General features: G+C 68.8%; 18 protein-coding genes. 10 read left to right on the top strand and 8 right to left on the bottom strand.

Translation table 11 applies throughout. The annotated features are described in order from the left end of the window. Positions 1-157: 157 nt before the first annotated feature. On the top strand, positions 158-646 hold the full coding sequence (locus IEY55_RS00890; protein ID WP_189052864.1) for a MarR family winged helix-turn-helix transcriptional regulator: 489 nt from the start codon (positions 158-160) through the stop codon (positions 644-646). Between the two features lie 140 nt (positions 647-786). Here the strand turns inward: IEY55_RS00890 and IEY55_RS00885 are convergent, their stop codons facing one another. Then, on the bottom strand, positions 787-2163 hold the full coding sequence (locus IEY55_RS00885) for a cytochrome P450 (RefSeq protein WP_189052863.1): 1377 nt from the start codon (positions 2161-2163) through the stop codon (positions 787-789). 356 nt (positions 2164-2519) lie between these two features. Here IEY55_RS00885 and IEY55_RS00880 point away from each other — a divergent pair, with 356 nt between their 5' ends. After that, positions 2520-3335 carry an SAM-dependent methyltransferase gene (locus tag IEY55_RS00880; RefSeq protein ID WP_189052862.1) on the top strand — a complete coding sequence of 272 codons (816 nt, stop codon included), beginning with the start codon at positions 2520-2522 and terminating at the stop codon, positions 3333-3335. Positions 3336-3470: 135 nt separating this feature from the next. On the opposite strand, the gene IEY55_RS00875 is transcribed toward IEY55_RS00880, so the two are convergent. Then, a complete protein-coding gene (locus IEY55_RS00875) occupies positions 3471-4385 on the bottom strand; it encodes an alpha/beta hydrolase (RefSeq protein WP_229685827.1) in 915 nt (304 codons plus the stop codon). 739 nt (positions 4386-5124) lie between these two features. Here IEY55_RS00875 and IEY55_RS00870 point away from each other — a divergent pair. Further along, on the top strand, positions 5125-6000 hold the full coding sequence (locus tag IEY55_RS00870; RefSeq protein ID WP_189052860.1) for an SAM-dependent methyltransferase: 876 nt from the start codon (positions 5125-5127) through the stop codon (positions 5998-6000). A gap of 140 nt (positions 6001-6140) precedes the next feature. Continuing rightward, on the top strand, positions 6141-6965 hold the full coding sequence (locus IEY55_RS00865) for an SAM-dependent methyltransferase (protein ID WP_268239262.1): 825 nt from the start codon (positions 6141-6143) through the stop codon (positions 6963-6965). Positions 6966-7041: 76 nt separating this feature from the next. Here the strand turns inward: IEY55_RS00865 and IEY55_RS00860 are convergent, their stop codons facing one another. Further along, positions 7042-8391, bottom strand: coding sequence for a cytochrome P450 (locus IEY55_RS00860; protein WP_189052858.1), 1350 nt, complete (start codon positions 8389-8391; stop codon positions 7042-7044). 268 nt (positions 8392-8659) lie between these two features. On the opposite strand from IEY55_RS00860, the gene IEY55_RS00855 reads away from it, so the two are divergent. From IEY55_RS00855 to IEY55_RS00835, 5 genes are all read left to right on the top strand, one after another. Further along, entirely contained in the window at positions 8660-9472 is an 813-nt protein-coding gene (locus tag IEY55_RS00855; RefSeq protein ID WP_189052857.1) for an SAM-dependent methyltransferase, read from the top strand. Positions 9473-9785: 313 nt separating this feature from the next. Beyond that, positions 9786-10610 (top strand): SAM-dependent methyltransferase, encoded by an 825-nt coding sequence (locus tag IEY55_RS00850; protein ID WP_189052856.1) that lies wholly within the window; start codon positions 9786-9788, stop codon positions 10608-10610. Positions 10611-10839: 229 nt separating this feature from the next. Next, positions 10840-12996 carry a putative bifunctional diguanylate cyclase/phosphodiesterase gene (locus tag IEY55_RS00845; RefSeq protein ID WP_189052855.1) on the top strand — a complete coding sequence of 719 codons (2157 nt, stop codon included), beginning with the start codon at positions 10840-10842 and terminating at the stop codon, positions 12994-12996. Between the two features lie 118 nt (positions 12997-13114). Next, positions 13115-13303: a hypothetical protein gene (locus tag IEY55_RS00840; RefSeq protein WP_189052854.1), complete on the top strand. Its 189-nt coding sequence runs from the start codon at positions 13115-13117 to the stop codon at positions 13301-13303. Positions 13304-13585: 282 nt separating this feature from the next. Then, positions 13586-14440: a metallophosphoesterase family protein gene (locus IEY55_RS00835; RefSeq protein ID WP_189052853.1), complete on the top strand. Its 855-nt coding sequence runs from the start codon at positions 13586-13588 to the stop codon at positions 14438-14440. A 5-nt stretch (positions 14441-14445) separates the two neighbouring features. Here IEY55_RS00835 and recD2 read toward each other — a convergent pair whose 3' ends face one another. Both recD2 and IEY55_RS00825 read right to left on the bottom strand, forming a co-directional pair. Further along, the gene (gene recD2 / locus IEY55_RS00830) at positions 14446-16656 is read right to left on the bottom strand and encodes an SF1B family DNA helicase RecD2 (protein WP_189052852.1); all 2211 of its coding nucleotides are present in this window, start codon (positions 16654-16656) and stop codon (positions 14446-14448) included. Positions 16657-16700: 44 nt separating this feature from the next. Beyond that, the gene (locus IEY55_RS00825) at positions 16701-17525 is read right to left on the bottom strand and encodes a thioesterase II family protein (protein ID WP_189052851.1); all 825 of its coding nucleotides are present in this window, start codon (positions 17523-17525) and stop codon (positions 16701-16703) included. A 232-nt stretch (positions 17526-17757) separates the two neighbouring features. On the opposite strand from IEY55_RS00825, the gene IEY55_RS00820 reads away from it, so the two are divergent. After that, a complete protein-coding gene (locus tag IEY55_RS00820) occupies positions 17758-20268 on the top strand; it encodes a helix-turn-helix transcriptional regulator (RefSeq protein ID WP_229685823.1) in 2511 nt (836 codons plus the stop codon). On the opposite strand, the gene IEY55_RS00815 is transcribed toward IEY55_RS00820, so the two are convergent. The 3 genes from IEY55_RS00815 to IEY55_RS00805 all read right to left on the bottom strand — a co-directional run bounded on the left by IEY55_RS00815 (position 20259) and on the right by IEY55_RS00805 (position 24869). Next, positions 20259-21761: a dynamin family protein gene (locus IEY55_RS00815; protein WP_189052850.1), complete on the bottom strand. Its 1503-nt coding sequence runs from the start codon at positions 21759-21761 to the stop codon at positions 20259-20261. The genes IEY55_RS00820 and IEY55_RS00815 overlap by 10 nt on opposite strands. Next, positions 21758-23557 (bottom strand): dynamin family protein, encoded by a 1800-nt coding sequence (locus tag IEY55_RS00810; protein WP_189052849.1) that lies wholly within the window; start codon positions 23555-23557, stop codon positions 21758-21760. The genes IEY55_RS00815 and IEY55_RS00810 overlap by 4 nt, the downstream gene beginning before the upstream one ends. Before the next feature lie 148 nt (positions 23558-23705). Continuing rightward, complete coding sequence (locus IEY55_RS00805; protein WP_189052848.1) at positions 23706-24869, bottom strand: IniB N-terminal domain-containing protein; 1164 nt, start codon at positions 24867-24869, stop codon at positions 23706-23708. Between the last annotated feature and the right edge of the window lie 119 nt (positions 24870-24988).

Genomic DNA, 24988 nt, shown 5'->3' with positions numbered 1-24988 from the left:
GGGCTGCCGCGCTCCCAGGGGAAGTCGATTTCGGGACAGCGGCGCGTTCGACCCAGTCACCATTGCAGTGTGCAACACTTGCTCAGTGCACCGATAGGGTGTTGTGGGGAACGGAACAGAAGCCGCGCCGGGCGTGCCGTCAGGCACACTGGGTGCCATGACCCGCACCAAGGCCGCCGCCAGCGCCAGTTCGGACGTCGATGCCGTGACCGACGCCGTGCTGACCGCCTCGCGGCTGCTGGTAGCCATCTCCGCCCGCTCGATCTCCGCGGTGGAGGAGACGATCACGTTGCCCCAGTTCCGGCTGCTGGTCGTGCTGCACAACCGGGGCCCGCTCAAGCACGCGGCGCTGGCCGAGCAGCTGGGCGTCAATCCCTCCACGGTCACGCGGATGGTGGACCGGCTCACCTCGGTCGGCATGGTGCAGCGCCGGGCCAGCCCGACCTCACGCCGGGAGGTCGTCGTCGACCTCACCGTGGAAGGGCGCAGGGTGGTCCGCCAGGTCACCGCGCGCCGGCGCAAGGAGATCGCAGCGATCGTGGCCAAGATGCCGAGCAGTGCCCGCCAGGGGCTGGTCGAGGTGCTCGCTGCCTTTGCCGAGGCTGGTGGCGAACCCCCGGCGAGCACCGCGCTGGACGCCATCTGAGCCTGAACCCACTCTGCCCGCGCTCTCGGGACTCCAGCCCGCCGTGCCGGACGTGGGCGGGCACCGTGGCGGCCGACTGGTGGCCACCCGCTCCTCGAGGCGAGCCCGTGAGCCACGCGACACGGGCCGCCGCGGGTCTGTCACCGACTCCGTGGGATCACCCTCATGGCGAGCTGGCTGGGATAGGGCATGCCTGCGGTCATCTTCATCCGAACCCGTCTGCCGGGCACGGGTACGAGCTTGTAGTGCGATCCCACCGTCGCCACCGTGATGGCGATCTCGGCGTGCGCGAAACTGTGTCCCGGACAGTGATGCAGCCCCGAGCCGAACGGAAGGAACGCCTTCCGTGGTAGGCCCGCGTCGCGGTCGGGCGCCCATCGCCGCGGGTCGAACCGGTTCGGTTCCGGGAAGTACCGGGAATCGTGGTGCAGGGTGTAAGGACTGACTGCAACCTCGGTGTCCGCGGGGAGAACGAGCCCGTCGAGCGCGACCTCTTCGGTGGTACGCCGCATCAGCAGCCACGGCGCATACCTACGGAGGACCTCGTTGGCCACCTGCCGGGTATAGGTCAACGCCGGCAGATCGTCGAACGTGGCCCGTCGCCGGCCACCGAGAACCTCGTCGATCTCCGCGTGCAGCCGCCGTTCCACCTCGGGGTGCCTGGCGAGCTCGTGGAACAACCAGGCGAGGGCGAGCGCGGTCGTCTGGGTCCCGGCGATCAGGAGGGTGACGACCTCGTCGAGCACCTGCTGGTCGTTCATACTCTCGCCGGTTTCCTCGTCACGGGCGGAGATCAGTGCCGACAGCAGGTCGTCGGGGCGGACATCGTCCGTCCGCATCGTCCTGACAAGTTCGGACACCATCCGCCGCAGCTGCCCGATCGCCTCGTCGAAGCGACGGTTCCAACTGATGGGCAGCTTTTCGAGCAGTTTCGGCGTAAGCGCCCGTGCTGAGCCGTCCTGGAGCAGGACCGGTACCGAACGTTGGATTTCGCTTGTTACCCGCGTGTCCAGATCGGTGGAGAACAACGCACGCCCCGCGACGGCGATCGCCAGGTCCTGCATGCTCCGGTCGACCCCGACGACCTGTTCCGGCTTCCACGAGCTGACCAGCTCGCCGGCGAGTTCGGACATGATCTCCGCGTACCGCGCGATACGTACCCGTTGGAAGGACGGCTGTACCAGCCGTCGCTGGCGTCGGTAGTAGTCACCGCCGGACACCGCCAAGCCGTTTCCGAGCAGCGGACGCAGCCGCTGGAAGAGCATTCCCTTCTCGAACTTGTTCGCGTCGGTGGCCAGAACTTGGTGGACCAGTTCCGGGGTGGTGGGTACGTAGACGGGCAGGGTACCCAGGTAGATGCAGACGACGTCACCCCGCACGGAGAGCGAAGTCATGAAGCGATGTGGATCGCGGAGCAGGGAGAACACGTGGCCCACCAGCGGCCAGCGGCGGGCTGCCACCGGTACCGCGCCGGAGACGCCCCGCACCCCACGCGAGCCACCAGCGATTTCCGCCATCGACACTCCCTGATCCGGTCCATCGGGCCCAACAAGCTGAACAGTGGCCACCCCACCGGCGTGACGCACCCGCCCCGGTCTTCACCCGATAGAGCGAGAACAAGCACGAGTGCCAGGCGGTCCGGCGTCACCGCGGCGTAACTCGGGGATCCATCCTGCACCATCCGACCAACCCCCGGACGGGTGACAACGAAAGCAGGCTCTCCCGCATAAGCTGTCCGCGCCGGCCAAGGCGGCGCCGGGCCACAACGATCGGCGCCAGGGGGCCGGTCGAAACCGCTCGGCCGAGTAGGCTCGCCGCCGTCGACGAGATCGACAGCGACGTGGGGTACAGGCAATATGCGACGTGGAGAACCATGCACAGGCGCCCGGAGGAGGAAACCGCACACTCCCGCATCGACGTCCCGCACGTCAACCGACTCCGCGACTACCTGTTGGGCGGCAGTTACCATTTCACTGCCGACAGGCGACTGGTGACCGACCTGGAGTCGAGGATTCCCCACGTCCAGGAGATGGCCTGGACGAGCCAGGGATTCTTCCACCGGGCGGTGACATTCCTGTTCGGCCAGGGTGTCCGGCAGTTCGTCCATCTCGGGTTCGGCGTCCGGGGCGTCGAACTCGTCGGCGAAGTCGCCCGACGAAAGGGGCTCCCGTGCCGGCTCGTCTACGTGGACTCCGACCCGGTCGACGTGGCGAGGGGCCAGCTGATGCTGGCGCAGAACCCGCACGCCGTGGCAATCCGGGCCGATCCGTGGAACGTCGTCGAGGACGTCCTGGCCCGTCCCGAGGCACGGGACACGTTCGATTTCGCCGAGCCGGTCGCCCTTCTCGCGATGAACTCCGTGCACTTCATCAAGGACATTCGGGACGCTGCCCGGATTATCGAACGTTACCGTGATCGGCTCGCCGACCGCAGCTACCTGGTGCTCTCCCACGCAACTGCGGACATCAGGCCAGCGGACTCCGCTGTCATCGCCGAGCTGCTGGACGCCAGCGGCATCAGCGTCCACTTCCGGCCCCGCCCGGATGTCACCAGCCTGTTCACCGGTTTCGACCTGGTCCACCCGGGGCTGGTGACCGCCGACGAGTGGCGGCCGGAGGGACCGCCGACGCGGCACGCCGAACGGCTCGCGGGCGCCCAGCTCTACGTCGGTGTGGCACGGAAACAGTGACCGCGAAGGGGTGACGCGCTGGCTCGGAGACCACGTCACCACCGCATCCTCACCTTCTCACAGAAACTGCCCCGTCTCCGTCCAGATCGGACGGAGACGGGGCGGTCGCGGTCGAGGCTGCCGTGGCGCGGTCGGTCAGCGGCCCACCATGGTGTCGGCCCAGTGGACGACCGCCTGGTGGTACTGGTACGCGTTCGGCGCGTAGTTGAAGGAATGCCCGTACTTGCCGGGCAACAGGTAGGCCTGCAGGCGGGCCTCCGGGGAGTAGAACGGTGCCTCGTCCCGGAGCAGCGTCTGCGCCGAGGAGCAGTCGACGCCCAGGGGACCGCAGAAGAGCCGGTCGTGACCGCCCATCACCAGGTAGACCGGTGCCGCGATCTTCCTCGTGTACGGCGTGAGCAGCGCCACGCCGAGGCCGTCCGCGGCCTCGGTCGTCGCGAACACGTCCTTGGTCGCCTCGTCCAGCTTCAGGGCCGCGTCAGTCGCCTTACCGGGCCAGTGGAACGCGTTCCCCCGGGTACCCGGCCGGGTCGTCAGGTACCCGGGATCGAGAACACCCCGCTCGGCGAGCTGGCCGTCCAGCGTCGCCGGGTACATGGACCCGAAGCCGTCCTTGAGCACGTCCACAACGGCCAGCTTGTGGGCGATACCCGTGATCAGTACACCATCGACGTCCTGGTACGTGGCCGCCTCCAGGATGCTGATCAGTGAACCGAGTGAGTGCCCGCCGATAATCACCTTCTCGAACTTGGGCCCCAACTCCCCGGACCGAAGCTTCTGCACCGCCTGGTGCATCACCTCGGCCTGCCCCAGCGCGCTCAACTTGAGGCTCAGTGGTTTCGAGCTGCGCCCCGTTCCGAGGCGGTCCACGGTCAGCGTCGCGTACCCGGCCTGATTCATGCTGGCCCGGAAGTTGTGTACTCCCGGCGTGGCCGGCGGATCCCAATAGGTGCTGTTGTAGGTGGCGCCCGGGATCAGAAGCTGTACGGTGCTCGCCCCGCCGGTGGGGACGCACAGTTTGCCGTACAGGGTCTGCGCCTCGCCCCGCATGGAGACCGGGATGTTCTGATCCTGGCACGAGGCGGACGCGGGTCGTGCCTGAGCCGGTGCCAGTGACCCGACGACACCCAGGGCCGCAAGGCCGAGAGCTGCGGTTGCGCGTTTCCATCCTCTGCGCAGGAGACTTGGATGACGCATGGTGCGGTACCTCCACTTCCGATGGGAACCAGTCGCAGCGGCGCGGTGCCTTGTCGCGGGCTCGGCACCGGCCGGCATGGCACAGGGAGATCGCATCGGGTCGGCCCCCACGGACGGACCCGCGCCTAGCCCGGAGGGCGGTTCATAGATACTCCTGAAGGACCATCCCGGTGCCGGTCGATCATCCCACTAATCGCGTTAGCATCCGTCACCCACCCCGCCCGAGCCATCGCGCATCGTGACGGTTCATCGTCGAAGCACCCCCGTCAACGCCGCGACGCAGGCCGTGTCGGAGCACGGTCGCCATGACGAGCCGGATGACAACACGCCCGGACCGGTCTGCCCGATGATCATTTTTTCTCCGGTATCGACTGCTCGGTCGTCACCTTCTCTGCTGCAAAATCTCACTAGTGGGAGTGACACCAGACCATCATCTCGATCACAAAGCATGCCCAGCGGGCCACCGTGACCTCCGATCCAGTGAACACCCCATCCCCCTTCCGGCCAACAACTGCACGGTCGGGTGACAAAGTGACACCGGACGCGACCAGTAAGCTTCACATGGCCGTTCGAGCACGAAAAGGTGGTGCGGGTGACCGAAAAACCGAACTGGGTGCCGACCGGCCTCGATACCAGCGTCGCGAATCCCGCCCGCGTGTACGACTACCTGCTCGGTGGCGGCCACAACTTCGAGGCAGATCGGAAGCTGGCCCACAGGATTGAGCGGGAGCTCTTGCCCCACGCCCGGGATCTCGTCCGGCTGAGCCGGGGCTTCCTGCGCCGCGCCCTGCTGTTCATGATCGAGAACGGCGTCCGGCAGTTTCTCGACCTCGGGTCGGGCATTCCGACGGTTGGCAATGTCCACCAGATCGCCCAGCAGGCCGACCCGCGGTGCCGGGTGGTGTACGTCGACCACGAGCCGATCGCGGTGGCACACAGCGAGTTGATGCTCCAAGGCAACGATCGTGCCGCAGCGGTCCTCGGCGACCTGCTCGACCCCGAGGACATCCTCGGTCGTCCCGAGGTCCGGAGGCTGCTCGACCTCGATCAGCCGGTTGGTCTGCTCACCCTCATGGTGTGGCACTTCATTCCCGACTCGGCCAAGCCGGGAGAGGTGTTGCGTCGCTACCGGCAGGTCCTCGCCCCCGGCAGTTGCTTGGCTATCTCGCATCTCACCAACGACCAGGGTGACGAATCCCTACGCCGCACGATCACCGAGTACCACGCCGAGACCAACCAGAACGCCTACGCGCGTAGCCACGCCGAGATCGTGGCAATGTTCGACGGCTTCGAGCTGGTGGAGCCGGGCGTCGTGGGATGCGCCGCGTGGCGTCCTCAGGGTGTCGGCGATTTCTCCGACGATCCCACGACGAACCTCCTCGTCTACGGGGGCGTCGGCCGAAAGCCTCGAGTTCCGGCACCACCCCGGACTCCGCGCTGGCGGCGGCTTCTGCGGAGGCGTCGCTGAGTGTGAGCGGCGTGCGGAACGGTCGTCGTCGAGCCCACCGCCGACGACAAGTTGTGCACCAAGTTCGCCTACCTCTTACCAACCGGTCCGGTCGCAGCCACTAGGGTGCTGATCACTCCCTGGTCGATGGTGGGACGACAGTGGTTCAGGACGCGGGTGACAGTTCGGACGAGTTCGGTGTCGACACGCCAAGCATGGCTCGCATGCGCGATTACTGGCTCGGTGGGAGCCATCATTTCGCGGCAGACCGCACGCTGGCGAGCAACATGCAGAGCGCACTGCCTCCGGTGCGGGAGATCATCTGGCTGAGCCGGTCCTTCCTGCGACGGGCGTTGCGTCTCCTCCTCCAGAACGGGATCCGCCAGTTCCTGGACCTCGGCTCCGGACTGTCCACGGTGGATCCCGTCCACGTAGTCACGCAACGTGCACATCCGGAATGCCGGGTAGTATACGTGGAGAAGGACCCACTCACGGCCACGCACGGGCGGGTGGTCCTGGAGAACAACGACCAGGCCGCCATGATCGAAGGCGATCCCTTCGATGCCGAGGGTGTTCTCGGGCACGCCCTGACGAAGCGGCTGCTCGACCTCGACCGGCCGGTCGGGCTTCTCTCGGTGAACTCACTGCACTTCGTCCCCGACTCCGCCGATCCGGCCGGAGCCATCTCCCGGTATCAGACGGCGGTCGTTTCGGGAAGCTATCTCGTGCTCGCGCACGGGATGGTGGAACGTAGGACGCCGGCGGTCGAGGCGGTGATGGCAATGCTGGAACAGGGCGGGAACCCGGTCTATCCCAGGAGTCGGGCCGAGATCGTCGCGCTGTTCTCCGGCTTCGATCTGGTGTCGCCCGGGGTTGTCGAGGTGGGCGACTGGAATCCCGAGCGACCGCTGCACCCGAACGAACGGGAGGCATCCAGGTTCATCATCGTCGGCGTGGGACGCAAGCCGGGACCGAGTCCACGCTGAAAGGGTTTGGTTACCTGGCCGGCCGGACTACGGAACGTGCCTACCGACCGCCACGAAGCCAATGCGTCAGCGTCACTCACGCACGGCGCGGCACGACGGTCATGGGGAGCTGGCTCGGATATGGCATTCCCGCCGTCACGTTGGGCCGCACCGTTCTCCCCGGCACGGGAACGAGCCGGTGACGCGAGGCCACAGTCGCCACCGTGATGGCGATCTCGGCGTGCGCGAAATGATGCCCGGGACAGTGGTGCATGCCAGATCCAAACGGGAGGAAGGTGTCGCGTGGCACCTCCGTCACCCGGTCCGGCGCCCAGCGGTCCGGGTCGAAGCGCTCCGGATCCCGGAAGAACCTCGGGTCGTGGTGGAACGCATACGGGCTGAACGCCAGCTCGCTCCCGGCCGGGAGGTCGATCCCATCGAGTGAAACGTCCGCTGTGGACCGGCGCATCAGCAACCAGGCCGAGTACTTGCGAAGGATCTCGTTCGCCACCTGGTGGGTGTAGGTCAACGCGGAGACATCGTCGAAGGTGACCTCCGGCCCGGGACCGACGACGTCGTCGACCTCGGCATGCAGCCGTCGTTCCACGCCCGGATGTCGCGCGATCTCATAGAAGAACCACGAAAGCGCCAGCGCGGAGGTTTGCGTCCCGGCGATCAACAAGGTGATCACCTCATCGAGCACCTGCCGGTCGCTCATGCCCTCGCCGGTTTCCTTGTCCCGGCTGAAGATCAGGGTCGACAACAGGTCCCCGCGATCCGTGTCACCCTCCCGAGCCGACTCGACGACGTCGGACACCACACGACGGACCCGGGAGATCGCCTCGTCGAACCGGCGGTTCCCGGGAAGCGGAAGCTTCTCCAGGAACTTCGGGGTCAACGCCCGGATGGTTCCGTCCTTGAGGAGGATCGGTACGGAGCGCTCGATTTCGCGCACCACCTCCGAACCGAGGTCGGCCGAGAACAGCGTCTGCCCGGCGACACTGATCGTCAGGTCCTGCATGCGTTTGTCGACGTCCACGACCTGTCCCGGATGCCAGGAGTCGACCAACTCCCGCGCAACCCGGGACATCGTCTCCGAGTACCTGGCGATCCGGGTGCGGTGGAAGGCTGGTTGCACCAGTCGTCGCTGGCGTCGATAGAACTCGCCGCTGGAGAGGACCAGACCATTGCCGAGGAACGGGCGCATCCGCTGGAAGAAGATCCCCTTCTCGAACCTCTCCGCGTCGCTGACCAGGACCTGATGCAGCAGTTCCGGTGTGGTCAGGACGTACACCGGCACGGTGCCCAGAGAGATCCGGACGACGGATCCCCTGTCCTGCAACGACGACATGAAACGAAGCGGTTGCCGCAGCATCGCGACCGCGTGCCCGAGTACGGGCCATCGGCCGGGCGCACTCCCGGGAACTGTGCCACTGCTCCGCGTCATCCCCTGGTCACCAACCATCCCACCACATCCACCTGCGAACCCTGCTTTCAAGATCAACAACGCACCGCCCACGGTAGAAGTAGTGCCACCGGGTCGAGCATCACCTGGACGCGTGAGAGCCTGCGAAAGGGATCTGCCCGAGCAAACCCAAATGGGTGATGATCCGTTTCTCGCCGAGGCACCGCTCCACCATTCCTCCCCGGGGGACGACGGATCCGGTCTGGTGATCAGTATGCTTCCCTCGCTGACGGAGGCGGAGAGGTGTCACGTGTCCGAAGACCTGCCGTGGGTGCCTGCGGGAATCGATACGAGCATCCCGAACGTGGCGAGGGTGTACGACTACCTGCTGGGCGGTGGCCACAACTTCGAGGCCGACCGGCAACTCGCCGAGGTGTTCGACCGCGAGATCATGCCGGGCGCGCGGGAGATCGTGCGGTTGAGCAGAGCTTTTCTGCACCGCGCCGTGGACTTCCTGGTCGACTCCGGTATCCGGCAGTTCCTCGACCTCGGGTCCGGGATCCCGACGGTGGGCAACGTGCACGAGATCGCCGAGCAGGCGACGTCGGAGAGTCGTGTGGTCTACGTGGACAAGGACCCACTTGCGGTGGCGCACAGCCGGCTGATGTTGCAGGGCAACGATCGTGCCACCGCGATCCAGGCGGACCTGTGCGACGTGGACGACATTCTCGGGCACCCCGAGACACGACGGCTTCTCGACTTCGACGAGCCGATCGCCCTGCTCACCCTCATGGTGTGGCACTTCGTTCCGGAGACGGCCCACCCCAAGGACGTGTTGGCCCGTTACCGAGCGGCGGTCGTGCCCGGCAGCTTCCTGGCGATCTCGCATTTCACCCTGGATGCGGGCGAACCCGGACGTGTGGTCGAGGAATTCGAGGCCAGGAGCCGGGACCACGTCTACCCGCGCAGCTACGACCAGCTCCTCGACCTCCTCGAGGGTTTCGAGCTCGTGGACCCGGGGCTGGTGGCGTGCGCGGCGTGGCGTCCTCGTGGACCCGGCGACATCTCGGACGACCCCCTCGTCAACGGACGGGTCTACGGAGCGGTCTGCCGTAAGCCCTAGCTCCAGCAACGCGAACCTCGGCGCGGCGGTCATCCCAGCTGAGGCACACGACCTCGCGTGCAAGTACGGTTGCGCCTGGGCCCAGACATCAGGGCCCAGACATCAGGGGCGCCAATGTCCCTGCGCCGCAACAAGAATGAGTCGACACGATATCCACGCAACGTGGGCGGTCCCACGCGTGACACCGCTGGGCGGTCCGAGTCCGAAGAGGACGCCGCGGCCGGAAATTTGGTTGTAAAATAAACAATCACTCGAATGCGTGACACTCCATTGCACCCGAGATCAGTAAGCTGGTCACCCCGGACCGAGATGCATGATCGGGAGCACTGTGCCGGAGAACTCGGACGACCTGTCAGCAGGGCTGGACCTCACACGACCCAGCCCGTCACGGCTCCGCGACTATCTGCTGGGCGGGAGTTACCACTTCTCCGCGGACCGCCGGGTCGCCGGCGCCCTGGAGGCGAGGCTGCCCTATGTCCGGGAGATGGCCTGGCTCAACCGCGCCTTCCTGCGCCGCGCGGTGAGCCTGCTGCTGGGCAGGGGCGTGCACCAGTTCGTCGACGTCGGCTTCGGCATCCCCGCGGTGGGCAACGTGCACGAGGCGGCCCAGCGAGTGAATCCGTCCTGCCGGGTGGTCTACGTGGAGCGGGACCCGGTCGAGGTGGCGCAGGGCGAGCTGATGCTCTCCCGGAACGCGCGGGCCACCGTGGTCCACTCCGACCCGTGCGACCCCGCGGCGGTACTCGGCAACCCCGGCACCACCCAGATGCTCGATCTCGCCGAGCCGATCGGCCTACTCATGGCCGGTTCGCTGCATCTCGTCCCGGACTCCCGGCGCCCGGTGGAGATCGTTGCCCGCTACGTCGAGGCACTGGCGCCCGACAGCTACCTGGTGCTCTCCCACGCGACCGCCGACCGTCGGCCGATGGACACCGAGGTCGTGGTGGAGACGCTCCGGAAGGAGGGGATCACCGTGTACCCGAAGCCCTATCACGAGGTGGTGCGGTTCTTCGCCGGTACCGAGCTGGTTGCTCCGGGTGTCGTGACGGCGGACGAGTGGTACCCCGAACAGCCGGTCGACCCCGCCGAACGGCTGGCCGGGGCGCAGCTCTACGTGGGCGTCGGCCGCAAGCGTTGATTACGAACGAGATTCTCGTTTCGCGCACCACTTGTCGACCGGTATCCCCATTCGGTCGAATGAGGGGACAGAAGTGGGTGGTGGCTGACGAGGTTCGGTACCTTCGATCTGCGGCGGGGGTCGAAATGGAGAGGTGTCACGTGGGATCGCGTTGCCGTCCGGCACCGGTTGTCCCTGACTTCTGTCCTTCCGCCGGACCCCCGAGGTCCACGACGCCTGGTGGGACGGCATGACGCTGCCACTCCCGGGTGATCTGCCGGTCCCGCTCCGCGAGCTGGGAACGCCGGCGGAGCGTGCCCGAGATCGGGCGCGCGTCGCCCGCAAGTGGGCGTACCTGGTCAGCAAGACCTCCTACATCCCGCTCCCGCCGGACGAGGTCGAGCGCCAGTTCCTCGAGCTGGTCGACCGCCTGTTCGCCGCCGCCGGCAGCGAGCCGTTCGATCCCGAGCCCGCCGCCGCGGTCGGCGCCCGGCTGGTCGAGCTGAACCTCAACGGCCGGCAGACCCTGCAGTGCACCCTGGACGTGCTGGGCAAGGCGCTGGCCGCGCACCGGCCGCAGGACCGGGTCATCACCCTGCTCGGCTCGGTCGCCGCCGGCTACGCCGAGGCGATGCGCGCCTCGATCTTCGAGCAGCAGGAGAACCTGAGCCGGGCGTTGTACCGCGCGGTACGCGACGCCGAACGGAGGCTGCGGGTCAGCGAGCAGCGGTTCGAGGAGGTGTTCCGCTCCGCGGAGAGCGGGATCGCCGTCACCGACTCCGACGGCGACTTCGCCCGCGCGAACCAGGCGTTCGCCCGCATCCTGGGTTGTCCGGAGGACGGGCTGTCCCGGCTCAACCTCTTCGAGGTGCTCCACTCCGACGACGCGCCGTTCCTCCGGGAGCTCTTCGCCGACCTGCGGGCCGGCCGGACGCGGCGGCCGACGCAGCGGCGGCGGATGGTGCGCAAGGACGGCGAGGTGGTGGAGATCTCCCTCACCGTGGCGTTGCTGCGCGACCAGGACGGGCAGCCGGACCAGTACGTCGCCCTGGTCCAGGACATCACCGACTTCCACCTGTTGCAGGACCGGCTGCACCACCAGTCCCTACACGACGCGTTGACCGGGCTGCCCAACAGGCAGTACTTCACCAGCAAGCTGGAGACCGTTCTGCGCAGGGCCGACCCGGAGACCGGGTGCACCCTCTACCACCTCGACCTGGACGCCTTCTCAATGGTGACCGACGGCCTGGGCCGGGAGGTCGGCGACCGGCTGCTGACGGTCGCGGCGGCCCGGCTCGAGTCGGTGCTGGCCGGGGAACGCGCGATGGTCGCGCGGCTGGGCGGGGACGAGTTCGCCATCCTGGTCGAGAATTCACCCACCACGCCGGACGTCGTCACCATGGTCACCCGGATCAACGAGGAGCTGGGCGAGCCGATCTACGTCGGGGACCGGGGCATCGCGGTGTCGGCGAGCATCGGCGTGGTCGACCGGCCACCGCGGGACATGGCCATCGGTGAGCTGCTCAGTGCGGCGGACATGACGTTGCGTCGGGCCAAGAGCGCCGGGCCGCGGCAGTGGGAGCTGTTCGACCCGCAGCAGAACAGCGCGGACCGGGAACGGTTCGCGCTGGCGGTCACCATGCCGGGCGCGTGGGAGATCGGCGAGGTCGATGTCGTCTACCAGCCGCTGGTCACGTTGGCCACGGAGCAGGGTGCGGAGCGGGTAGCCGGCCTGGAGGCCCAGTTGCGCTGGGACCACCCCGTGCTCGGGATGCTCGACCACGACAGGTGCGTCGACCTCGCCGAGGAGACCGGGCTCCTGCTGCCCGTCGGCGAGGCGCTGATCCAGTCGGCCGCCAAGCAGTTGGCGTGGTGGCGGCAGCGGCTGGATGACCCGCTGCCGCTGCACGTGTCCCTCACGCCCTACCAGGCATCCGACCCCGATCTCGTGGCCGCGGTCAGGCGGGGCCTGGCCGACACCGGTCTCGGTCCGGAGTCGCTGTGGCTGGGCATGCCGGTGTGGGCGTTGCGCGCCAAGCGCGGCGAGGCCATGGACAACCTCGAGGTGTTGGCCGACATGGGCACGCACGTCGTGGTGACCGACTTCGGTGGCGCACCGGGTGATCTGGCCTGCCTGGCCGATCTCCCGGTGCACGGTGTCCGCCTGGCTCCCTGGGTGGCCGAACGGCTGCAGCGGCCGCCGGCCGACAAGGACCTGGCCGTACGGGCGTTGCGGGAACTCGTGGCGCTGGCGAGAACGAGAGGTACCACGGTCATCGCGCATGGTCTGCGGACCAGGGAACACGCGGAGAACGCGCACCGGCTCGGCGTCGACATCGGCCGTGGTGACTTCTGGTACCCACCCGGTTCGCCGGACGAGGTCGCCGCCGCCCTCGGCATCGAGTGAGCGCACGCCCAGGTCGCGGTCTTCCCGCCGCTTCACCGCTTTCGCCTCCGCTGCCGGCCTCGGGCTGTTAGGTTGGATGTTCCAGATGCGTCCTGGACCGGGGAGGACACGTGGCCGATTGCGGCGCGTCGCCCAGCAGGATCCGGACTTCGACCGCGAGCTTCGCGTGCTGTGGGAGCAGGCCAGGACCGAGCTGCACGCCCGGACCGGGGGCGTGATGAACCACGTCAGCGGCAGTGTGGGCGGCAACATCGTGCAGGCCGGCAAGATCGAGGGCGGCATCACCTTCGGCCCCACATCATCCTGACCCGATACCGCTCGTGACCGCTGTCGGGAGCGGCCCCGACGGCATCCGGCCGGTGAAACAAGAAAAATCCACGCCCACGTTTTCCTGACGACAACAGGTCCAACAAAGGCGCGGCGTGAGACGAGGCATCCTCGTGTGACGGCCCGTATTCCCTCTCATTCCTGTGGAAAAGGATGTGTTGCTCGCGCCGCCCGCCTCCGCCCGTGCAGGTGAGCCCCGGTGGGCTGGAGGAAGGTGGTGACTCACGGTCGTGAGGCGCACTGAGCCGTTAGGGTGGGTCGGGTGAGCGATCGTCCGAGCGAAGCCGCGAAGCTGCTGGCCACCAGTGACCTCCACGTCTCCCATGCCGAGAACCGGGAGATCGTGGAACGGATGCAGCCGACGTCGCACGAGGACTGGTTGCTGATCGCGGGCGACGTCGGTGAGCGGGTCGCCGACATCGAGTGGGCGCTGGGCCTGCTGAGCGAGCGCTTCGCCAGGGTGGTGTGGGTTCCCGGCAACCACGAGCTGTGGACGATCAAGGAGGACCCGGTCCAGCTGCGCGGTGAGGAACGGTACCACTACCTGGTGGACCTGTGCCGGCGGCTGGGCGTGGTGACACCCGAGGACGAGTACCCGGTCTGGCACGGTGTGGACGGTCCGGTGACCGTCGCCCCGCTCTTCCTGCTCTACGACTACACGTTCCGGCCCGACGGTGTGGTTACCAAGGAAGCGGCTCTCGAGGTGGCCCACAGCGCGGGAGTGGTCTGCACGGATGAGTACTTCCTCCACCCGGAACCGTACGAGAGCCGGGACGCGTGGTGTCGGGCCCGGCTCGAGATCACCGAACGCCGGCTCGCCGCACTGGATCGGCACATGCCGACCATTCCGGTGAACCACTACCCGCTGGTACGGGAGCCGACGCGGGTGCTGTACTACCCGGAGTTCGCCCTGTGGTGCGGCACCGAGAGGACCGCCGACTGGCACCTCCGGTTCCGCGCGAAGACCGTGGTGTACGGCCACCTGCACATTCCGCGCACCACCTATCACGACGGGGTGCGGTTCGAAGAGGTCTCCGTGGGCTACCCGCGGGAGTGGCGGAGGCGGGGCCACCCACGGGGTGTGCTGCGACAGATCCTTCCGTTTCCGGCCGAGTAGGGTGGTCAGGAGCGCAGCCGATGGGCGAGAGCAGTGTGCCGGTTGCCGCTGCTCGCGCTGCGGACGGCCTGCCCGATCGCCTTCCGTGAGCCGACGAGGACGACGAGCTTTTTGGCGCGCGTGACCGCCGTGTAGAGGAGATTTCGGCGCAACATCATCCACGCACTGGTGGTGATGGGGATGACCACGACGGGGTACTCGCTGCCCTGGGAGCGGTGGATGGTGACCGCGTAGGCGTGGGCCAGTTCGTCGAGCTCGGTGAAGTCGTAGTCGATGTCCTCGTCCTCGTCCGTGCGCACGGTGAGTTTCTGGTCGACGGGGTCCAAATCGGTGACGACGCCGAGGGTTCCGTTGAAGACGCCGTTGCGTCCCTTGTCGTAGTTGTTCCGGACCTGCGTGACCTTGTCACCCACCCGGAACACCCGCCCGCCGAGCCTGCGTTCCGGCCGATCCGGACGCGCCGGCGTCAACGCCTCCTGCAGCAGGGAGTTGAGGGATCCGGCGCCGGCCGGCCCGCGGTGCATCGGCGCCAACACCTGCACATCGCGCCGCGGATCGAGCCCGAACCTCGCGGGGATGCGTCGCGCCACCACGTCCACGGTCATCCGGGCGGCGTCCTCGGTTTCCTCAACAGGAAAAAGAAAGAAGTCGGACAGTCCTTGCAACAACGGGTAGTCCCCGGCGTTGATGCGGTGGGCGTTGGTGACCACGCCGGACTCCTGCGCCTGCCGGAACACGTGGGTGAGCCGCACATGCGGGATGGGGGTTTCGGCGGCGAGCAGGTCCCGTAGCACCTCGCCTGGTCCCACGGAGGGAAGCTGGTCGACGTCACCGACCAGAAGGAGGTGTGCTCCGGGGGCGACCGCCTTGGCCAGCTTGTTGGCCAGCAGCAGATCCAGCATCGAGGCCTCGTCGACAACGACGAGATCCGCGTCCAGGGGCCGATCGCGGTCGTAGGCGGCGTCGCCGCCGGGCTTCAACTCCAGCAGCCGGTGCACCGTCGCGGCCTCGTGCCCGGTCAGCTCGGTCAGCCGCTTGGCGGCACGCCCGGTCGGGGCGGCCAGCACCACTTTCGCGCGCTTGGCCAGCGCGAGCGTCACGATCGACCGCACGGTGAAGCTCTTGCCGCAGCCCGGCCCACCGGTCAGGACGGCGACCTTCTCGGTCAACGCCAGCGTGACCGCGTCCCGCTGGGCCGGCGCCAGCTCCGCCCCGGTGCGCTGGCGCAGCCAGGCCAGTGCCTTCTCCCAGTCGACGTTGGCAAAGGCCGGCAGCCGGTCGGCATCGGTGCCCAGCAGTCGCCGGAGCTGCTGGGCCAGCGCGAGCTCCGCACGGTGAAAGGAAACGAGGTAGATCGCCGTCTCGATCTCACCGTCGGTGCCCGGGATCTCCTCGCGTATTACGCCTTCCTCGGCGACCAACTGGGCCAGGCAGTCGATCACCCCGCCCGCGTCGACCTGCAGGATCTTGATGGCCTCGGCGATCAACCGCTGCTCGGGGAGGAAGCAGTTGCCGTCGGCGGTCGCTTCGGACAGGGTGAATTGCAGGCCAGCCTTGATCCGTTGTGGGCTGTCGTGGGGAATGCCGACAGATTTCGCGATGGTGTCGGCAGTCTTGAAGCCGATGCCCCACACGTCGGTCGCGAGCCGGTACGGCTCCTTGCGCACGACGTCGATCGAGGAGTCCCCGTACTGCTTGTAGATCCGAACCGCCAGCGACGTGGAGACACCGACACCTTGCAGGAAGACCATCACCTCCTTGATGGCCTTCTGTTCCTCCCATGCCGCGGCGATGAGCCTGGTCCGCTTCGGCCCCAGCTTGGGAACCTCGATCAGGCGTTGCGGCTCCTGCTCGATGACGTCCAACGCGGTGGTCCCGAAGTGCTCGACGATGCGCTCGGCCAGCCGCGGCCCGATCCCCTTGATCAGGCCGGAGCCCAGGTAACGCCGGATCCCTTGGATCGTCGCGGGCAGGACCGTGGTGTAGTCCTCGACGAGGAACTGCCGGCCGTACTGCGGGTGCGAGCCCCAGCGGCCCCGCATCCGCAGCGACTCGCCCGGCTGCGCACCGAGGAGCGCGCCCACCACGGTCACCAGGTCGCCGCCGCGGCCGGGATCGACCCGCGCGACGGTGTAGCCGGTCTCCTCGTTGACGAACGTGAGCCGTTCCAACACCGCCTCGAGCACGGCGCCTCGGAATGGAGTCGGTGAGGCCATGTCTTCGCACTCCGGAAACGTCAGGGACCGCGAGGACACGGATATCACATCACGCACCCACTCCGAACCCGGCCCGTCGCCGGGTCCGGACCCCTCTCGCAGGGTGAACAGGACGCGAGCTGCCCGGCCAGCCGCTCCGTCACCACCCGGGTGACCTGTTGCGGCTGCTCGTTGAGGAAGAAATGGCCGCCGCGGAGAACGTGGAGATCGAACTCGCCGGTGGTGTGCTCGGCCCACAGCGTCACGTCGTCGATGGATGCCCTCGGGTCCTCGTCGCCGGTGAGCGCGACGATCGGGCAGCTCACCGCCGGTCCCGGCGCGTAACGGTAGGTCTCGATGGCGCGGTAGTCGGCGCGCACCGTGGGCAGGACCATCGACAGGATCTCCTCGTCGGCGAGGAGCCGGCTGTCGGTGCCACCCAGCGCCTTGATCTCGGCGATCAGGCCGCGGTCGTCCCGTTGGTGCACCCGATCCTCACGCCGAACACTCGGGGCGCGCCGGCCCGACACGAACAGCACGACCGGCGACGTGCCGTTGGTGTGTTCGAGCCGCCGAGCGACCTCGAAGGCGGTGACCGCGCCCATGCTGTGGCCGAACAGGGCCAGCGGTCGGTCCGCCACCGCACCGAGGTTGTCGACGATCTGGCCGGCCAGTTGCTGAATCGTTCCGAAATGAGGTTCCCGGTACCGGTCCTGCCGTCCCGGATACTGCACGGCCACCGCGTCGAGGGCTGGCGAAAGTTTCTTGCAGAGCCACAGGAAGGACGACGCCGAACCGCCCGCGTGCGGGAAGCAGAGCAACCGGAGCCCGTTCTCCGGGCATGGTGCGTAACGCCGGAACCACGGATTGTCGTTCGCCAGATCGGTCACGCTCGCCCCTCCCCCAGCATGTTGCCCCGTCCCAGGGTGATCCTGAAGGACGATCGCCACCGCCGACAACCCCCTACCGGCTGCCACGCAGGTCACAGTGCGGGCCGGGACGCCGGCGTTTTCGGGTGCATCGAGCGGGAACCCGCGCTACCGACCGGTAAGACTCAAGATCAGGCGGGCGTGGCGCCGATATCGGAGGGGCTGCCTCGATCCGCCTACCCGAAGGACGACGTTGACCTGCACAAGCCCCTGCGCGCGGGACATCGACACCAATCCTGCCCTGGCGGGTTGTGCGCCCGCCAGGAACCTGTGCCTGAAGGTCGCGGCCGATCCCGAGGCGCCACTGGCCGTCGCGGTGACCGGTCCCGGTGGGTCCGGTAAGACCGCCACGCTCGACGTTCTCGCCGCCCTCTACCGGCATGCGGGCCTGCCGGTAACACGGGAACCGGACCGCGACGGCGCCGTGATCCTGGTGGACGACGCGCAGGAGCTGGACGACGCGAGTCTCGAGGCCCTTCGGGAAGTCGCCACCGAGCGTGCGGCGCGCCTGGTGGTCGCCTACCGGCCGTGGCCCCGGCCCCCGGCCCTCTCCACACTCGGCGCGGTGCTCGGCCGGATGCACCCACCCGTCGTGCTCGGGCATCTCCCGCGGGCGGGCGTTGTCGACCGCCTCACCCTCCTGCTCGGCAGCTGCCCCACCGACGAGGTGTCCGCCGGAATCCACCGGATCACCGGTGGCCTTCCCCTTTTCGTCGACAGCGTTGCACCACTGCTTCGCTCCGGGAACCCGATCCAGGCGGTTCCGCCGAACCTCGTCGAGGTGCTGCGGCACGATCTCGACCGGCTCAGCCCGGCGGTACGCGGACTGCTGCTCGCGGCCGCGCTGGGTTCCGCCCCCGACACCGAGGCGCTCGCGGCGCTCCTCGACGTGCGGTCCACCGAGCTCGTCGACCTGGTGGAGGCGGCGCGGGCAACCGGGCTGGTCGCCGAGGACGGGCAGCTCATTCCGTTGGCCAGCCGGGCGATTCTGGACATGACCCCGACGCTCGCGGTGCACGCCATGCAGCAGCGGCTCGCCGCGATCCACCTGTCTCGCAACGGATCCCTGGTCCCCACAGCGCGGTCCCTGCTCGACACCGGGGCCAGCGGGCCACGGGTGGCCGCCGTGCTGGAAGCCGCCGCCGACGAGGCGTTGCCCGAGTCACCGCACCAGGCCGCCGAGTTCTACGCCGCGGCGGCACGTGCCGGGGCGCCCGCGCCCCGCCTGGCGGCGCGGCGCGCGCAGGCCGCCGCGCTCACCGGCGACCTGGACTCGGCGCTGCGACTGGCCGATCAGGTCCTCACCGACGAACAGGCGCCCGAACGGGACCGCGCGGTCCTGGTCGCCGCGGCGGTGCTCGCACAGCGGGGCTCGCTGGCCCGCAGCGCCGAGCTGTACCGGTGGTTGGGCGTCGCCGGCCTCGGCGTGCACGCCTCGGTCGCGGTGCCCGCGCTGGTTGGGGTGGGGGCGCTCGAGGAGGCCAAGGGGATGCTCGACGCCGAGGCGGCCCGGAACCACCCGCCCACGGTGCGCTCGGCCGCGGCGGAGCTGATGGCCTCCGGGATCCTGGGGACCCTCACCGGTGCTCCGGCGGGCGCGCTGTCCCACCTGACCCGGGCGTCGGCGTTGCTGGAGCCGTCCGGGCCGGCCGTCCTCCTTCCCGACACCCCGGCCGCGCTCACCGCGCTCGCGGCATTGCACTGTGGTGCGCCGGACGTCGCCGAGTCGGTGCTGCAACGGGCGATCAGCGTGGAGCTGGGCGGCCCCGCGGCCGCGACCCGGCACCGGCTCCTCCTGGCGTGGGTGACGACGACGCGCGGCGGCAGCGTCGCGACGCGCGATCTCCCGTCGTCGGGCGACCCCCTGGAGCCGCGGGACGAGCTGTTCGCCGCCGCGCTCGACGTGGCATCCGCCCGCAGGCGCGGGGATCGCGCCGAGCTTGCCGCGACGTGGCCCCGCGCCCGGGAGGCCGTCCTGCGTTACCCCGTGGACCTCTACGTGCTGCATCCGTTGGGCGAGCTGGCCGTCGCCGCGGCCAGGCTCGGTGAGCGCGGCTGGCTGACCACGCATCTCGCCGACGCCGAGGCGTTACTGGATCGGCTGGGACGGCCGGCCTTCTGGGCGGCCTCCCTGCACTGGTTCGGAGTGCAGGCCGCGATCGCCGCCGAGTCACCGCGGGAGGCGAACCGCCACACCGCCGCACTGGTGCGTGCGTCGGCCAACCCCTACGCCGTGGCACTGGCGACCGGGGCCCGCAGCTGGCTGCGCGTGCTCGCCGGCGACGTGGAGCCGGACTCGGTGATCGCCGCGGCACGCGGCCTGCAGTCCGTTGGCCTGCCGTGGGAAGCCGCGCAACTGGCCGGGCAGGCCGCCATCCGCACCCCGGATCGCAAGGCCATGAGCACGTTGCTCAACTGTGCCCGGGCACTCAGCCAGCCCACGGCGGAGCCGGCCACCCCGGCCCAGGCACCGCCCGCCGCCGAGCCCGCCGGTCCGCTGAGCGACCGCGAGCTTGAGGTCGCCGAGCTCGTCGTGGCGGGGCTGACCTACAAGCAGGTCGGTGAGCGACTGTTCATCTCGGCCAAGACCGTGGAGCACCACGTCGCACGCATTCGGCAACGTCTGGGCTGCACGACCCGGAGCGAGCTGATCGAGGAACTGCGGGCCCTGCTGGCCGCCAGGCGGCCGCCAGATCAGGACTGAGCGGTCGTCTCCGCGAGCAACCCCTCGCAGCTGCGCACCACGATCCGTGCGGCATCGGTGACCGCCCGGCTGGACAACGGGTTCTCGGCGCGACGGCGCCACCGTCCCAACGCGTCCAGGCCGGCGCGCCGGATCTCGTCCGGATCATGCCGTTCCAGACCCAGCCGCGCGGTGGGAGCACGCCCGGAACCGCCCAGCAGGCGCTCCGCCTCGGCCGCGGCCTCCGGCGGCAGTGGCAACACACCGGAGCGGAGCGAGCTGAGCAGGCGCAGCTCGGCGAATTCGTGCGCGCCCGCGAGGATCCGCTCCACCTCGGCGGCCAGCGGGCCGGTCCGGGGGCGCGGGTCACGCTGCAACACGACGTCGAGGGCGAGCAGTGCCGACCGTGCCTTGAGCAGGTCGGCCCGTTCGGTGAACTGGGCGCTGAGTACCTGGCGCAGGTCGTCCAGCCCGCTACGCCGCACCAGCTCCGCGGCCAACCGGGCCGGCTGGTGGTGGCCCTGGCGTACCAGCGTGACCGCGAGCCGGACCCCGAACAGCCCCAGCCGCGCCAACAGCCCGACCCGAACGTCCACGGGGGACACCGTCAGGTCGGTGAGCGAGGCGGGCAGATCCTCGGTGGAGCAGACGAACCTGTCAACCGACAGCAGGATGCGCTCCACGTCCGCGCGCGGGGCGGTGGCCAGCTGGCCGATCGCAATGAACTCGGCCTGCCGCAGGGTTCGTCCCGTGCAGGCCAGCAAGCCGGCCACGGGCACAACGGTCTGGCACAGCCCGCGCAGCTTCGGGTCGGTCCGGTACCGCTGGGCGATCTTGCGGGCGGACAGCAGTGCGTCCACCCGGCCACCGCCGACCTCGTCCACCCGGCACAGCACGGCGATGGCGTTGACCGGGTTCGCCTTGGCCACCCCCCGGTCGTGGAAGGACTCCAGGAAGCCGATGTCCGAGCCGTGGAGGTGACGCATCAGGTAGACGACGGCGTCCGCGGTGGCGGCTTCGTCTTCCGGAGTGAGGAACGCGGTGGTGCGGGCCGACACCTCGGTGGACAGCGATGCGATGCCGGGAGTGTCGATCAACGTCAGCGCGCGCAGGTGCTGCGAGGGCCAGTCGACCACGATCCGGTCCAGCTGTTCCGGAGAGGCGCCCTGGAGGTCGATGTGAAGTGCGCCGTTGCGCCGGTGGATCGGGACCTGACGAGGGACGCCGTCGACCGGGTGCAGGGCGACGCGCGGGCTCATCGCGTCCCGGTACCAGGTGAGAACGCGGGTGCACTCGGCCGCGTCGGTCGCCGCCACCTCCTCCCCGACCAACGCGTTGAGCAGTGTCGATTTTCCGCTCTTGACCTTGCCCGCGATGGCGACCCGCAACGGCTCGTCCATCCGGTCCAGGTGGCGACGCAGCGTGGTGGCGACGTCGGGTGTGTCGCGATACACCTCGATCGCGTTGCGCAGAAGTCCTCGAACGGACACCCCCAGGCTCGGTGTGCCGTTCATCCTGGTGTCACCTCCCCTTCGGCGAGCCGGCGGGCGGACTCCGCGAGCTTGGCCACCCGTTCCAACTCGGCCTGCAGATCCTGGATCCGCTGTTTCCGGTCGGATTCCTCGCGGCGGAAGGCGTCGCGCGCGGCGGACAGGGACTCGGTCAGTGAACGTTGTAGCTCCTCGGCTCGGCTGGTGAAGTGGTCCCGCAGCTCGCGTTGCACGCGGCGCAGCATGTCCCGGGATTCCTTACCCACCTGGAAGATCACGTCGTCGACGTGTCGGCGCACGGCGTTCTTGGCGTCCATCTGGCGGCGTAGTCTCAGCCGCTTGCGTTCGTCACGAACCGTCTTGCCACCCAGGAGCACGCCCGCCGCGATGGAGATCGGGTTCAGCAGGGCCATTCCGGCCAGCGTGCCGAGCATCCCGAACATCAGTGCGCCGCCGTACCCGCCGCGCATGCCCAGCATCAGCTTCTCCCCCAGCCCGAACCGCTCGCTGCGGGGCAGCTCGAAGAGGGTGTCGTCCAGCGAGATGCGCGCGTCCCCGGGCAGCTCAGGCAGGATCGCCCGGCCGTCCTCGGCGAAGTGCTCGGCCACCCGGCCGGCCAGCCAGCGTGCCCGTTGCCCGGCCCACAAAAAGTTCGCGGTGGCCGCGGCGGACAGGCGCTGGTGCAGCCAGGTCGCGAACTGGTCGGCGACCGTCGCCGGGTCGACCTCGTCCAGCTCCTTCTCGGCGTCCCGGACGATCTGGCGCATCCGGTCCCGCAGGTCGTAGTCGACATCGGCGGTGAGGTCGGTGATTCCGTCGCCGAGCGTCTGCTGCCACCGCGCCGACCGCTGCCGCAGGTCGTCGGCCCGACGCTCGGCCCGCTCCAGCTCGGCCACCAGGTCCTGGGCGCGCCCGGGGTCGCGCAGGATCGCCAGCTCCGCCGACATGGTCGCGGTGAGCTGGTCGGCGACCGCGAGCACGTCGTGGACCGCCGAGCACCGGTCGAGTTCCTCGGCCCGGGCCAGCACCTCGTCGCGCAGGTGCGTGATCAGCCGAGGGAAACCGGATTCCGCGTTGAGGGCCTGGTCCTCGGTACGGGCGGCGTGCAGCCGCAAGGTGGCCGAGACCGGTAGCAGCCCGGCATCCACCCCCGCCGCGGCCAGATGCCTCCGATCCAGCTCCGCGATGCGTCGCCACTCCGGATAGAAATCGATCTTGGCGAGCACGCATGCCACCGTGGGACAGACATTCCTGGCCTGGAGCAGGAACTCCAGCTCGGTGGCGGTGTACTCCTGCGATGCGTCGGAGACGAACAACACCGCGTCCGCACCGGGCAACGCGGCCATCATGCTCGCCCCGTGCACCGAACCCAGCCCGCCGACACCCGGGGTGTCGACGAGGGTCAGTCCCTGGGCGAGCAGCTCCCGCGGGATACCCACTTCCACGTGGTTGCGCTGGGGGTCCGCACCCGGCCGAGTTTCCTTGATGACCTCGGGAAGCGCTTCCAGCGCCACCCGGATGCGCTCGACGGTCTCTCCCTCTTCGGTCTGGCGCACCAACACCGCGCCCGGCGCTTCGGCGTGCCGGACCACCGTGGGCACCGCGGTCGCCACGTCCGCGTCGACCGGGCACACCGGAGCATTGATCAGCGCGTTGACCAGAGAACTCTTGCCCTGCTTGAACTCTCCGGCAACGAGAACCCGCACCGCGGGGTCGGCGAGCCGTTCCCGCGTCCGGCGGAGCCGTCCGGTCAGATCGGCACGCCCGTAGGCGCGGGTCGCGGCGAGGGCGACTTCGACGAGCTGTAGCACGGCCGACATCCGCGGTGACGTCTCCTGTTCCTGGCGTTTCGGTGGCGGGAGAAGGTGGCCAGAGAAGAGGGGGCCGGTTCCGTCGACGGAGGGGAGGATCGACGGAACCGGCTGCCCGACGGTCCCGGTCAGGGGTGCGAGACCGGGACCGAGCCTGTCAGAGCACGTCCACCACGTTCTGGTTCAGGGGGTCGTCGAGGATGTTGCTGCCGCTCAACAGGTTGTTGTCACTGAGCAGCTGGTTCTCGTTGAGGTTGTCCTCGACGCCGACCACGTCGTCGCCCACGTTGACCAGACCGGTCTGCTTGATGTCGTTGTAGCTGTCCTGGATCTCGGTCCGCGTCGAGTTGTCCTGGTTGTTCGAGTCGACGGTGGGGACGTGGTTGTCCTCGCCCGTCGTGGTGGTGTTCTGGCTGTTCGTGTTGGCACTGCTGCTCACCGGCGAGTCGTCGCCGGTGCTCACCGTGGGGGAGTCGTTGTCCGCGGTCACACTCGTGGTCGTCTCGGAGGTGGAGTCGCTCGTGGTGCCGCCGGGGGCCGGGCCGCTCGTGGTGGTCGTGGTCGAGGAGCTGGTGTCGTGCGAGTCCGACGTCGTGGTCGTGTTGTACGAGGCACTCGTGGTCGTGTTGTTCGAGTCGGTGGCGTTGTACGAACCGGTCGTGGTGTTACCCACGCTGCCCTGGCCGAAGTCCTTGGCGTGGACGTGGATCGAGTTGTCGGTCGAGGAGCTGGTCGCGTTGCCGCCGACGGCCACCGCACTTCCGTCGTCGGCCTTGATTCCCGACACCTGGTTCGCCTGGCCGTCACCGAAGTTCGTCGGACCGTCACCGTTGTGCACCATGTTGCCGTCGCCCACGACGTTGTGGTGTCCGCTGACCGAGTTGGCGTTGACGTCGTCGCCCGCGGCGATCGCACCGGGGCCGGACGCGATCACCGGGTCGTTGTCGAACGTCTGGTGCACGTCCCCGCCGGCCCAGATGTTCTGGTGCGTCGAGTTGTCCATGTTGGTGTCGTGGCTGTCGTAGGAGTAGTGCTGGGTGATGTACTGGATCTGCTTGATCGCCGCGGCGAGCTCGCTCTCCCCACCCACCGGCTGCGGGGAGGGCGGGGTCGGCAGCGTCGGCGCGTCGATGATCCCGGCCGGGTTGTGCATCGTCTGCACCTGGTCGGCGACGAGCGGGAGGGCGTCGTGCACGTCGGCCGCGCACAGGTCACCGAACCCGTTGTCCTGCAACATCTTTTCGGGGTTCGCGCGGAACTCGTCCTGCGCGGAGGAGTTCGACAGCAGGTTGAGGATGAAGTCGAGCAGGCTCGAGCCCATGTTGTCCGGTCCTCCTGTGGAAAGGGTTTCACGAAGGGAGCGTTACCCGGGGGCCGTTCGCGAGTGCGGCACCCGGCATGGCGAAAAAGCTAGGGCCGGGCGCGGCAGGATCCATCGGG

Source organism: Longimycelium tulufanense (assembly GCF_014645795.1).
Lineage (GTDB): Bacteria > Actinomycetota > Actinomycetes > Mycobacteriales > Pseudonocardiaceae > Longimycelium > Longimycelium tulufanense.
This window is presented reverse-complemented; position numbering and strand designations above follow the sequence as displayed.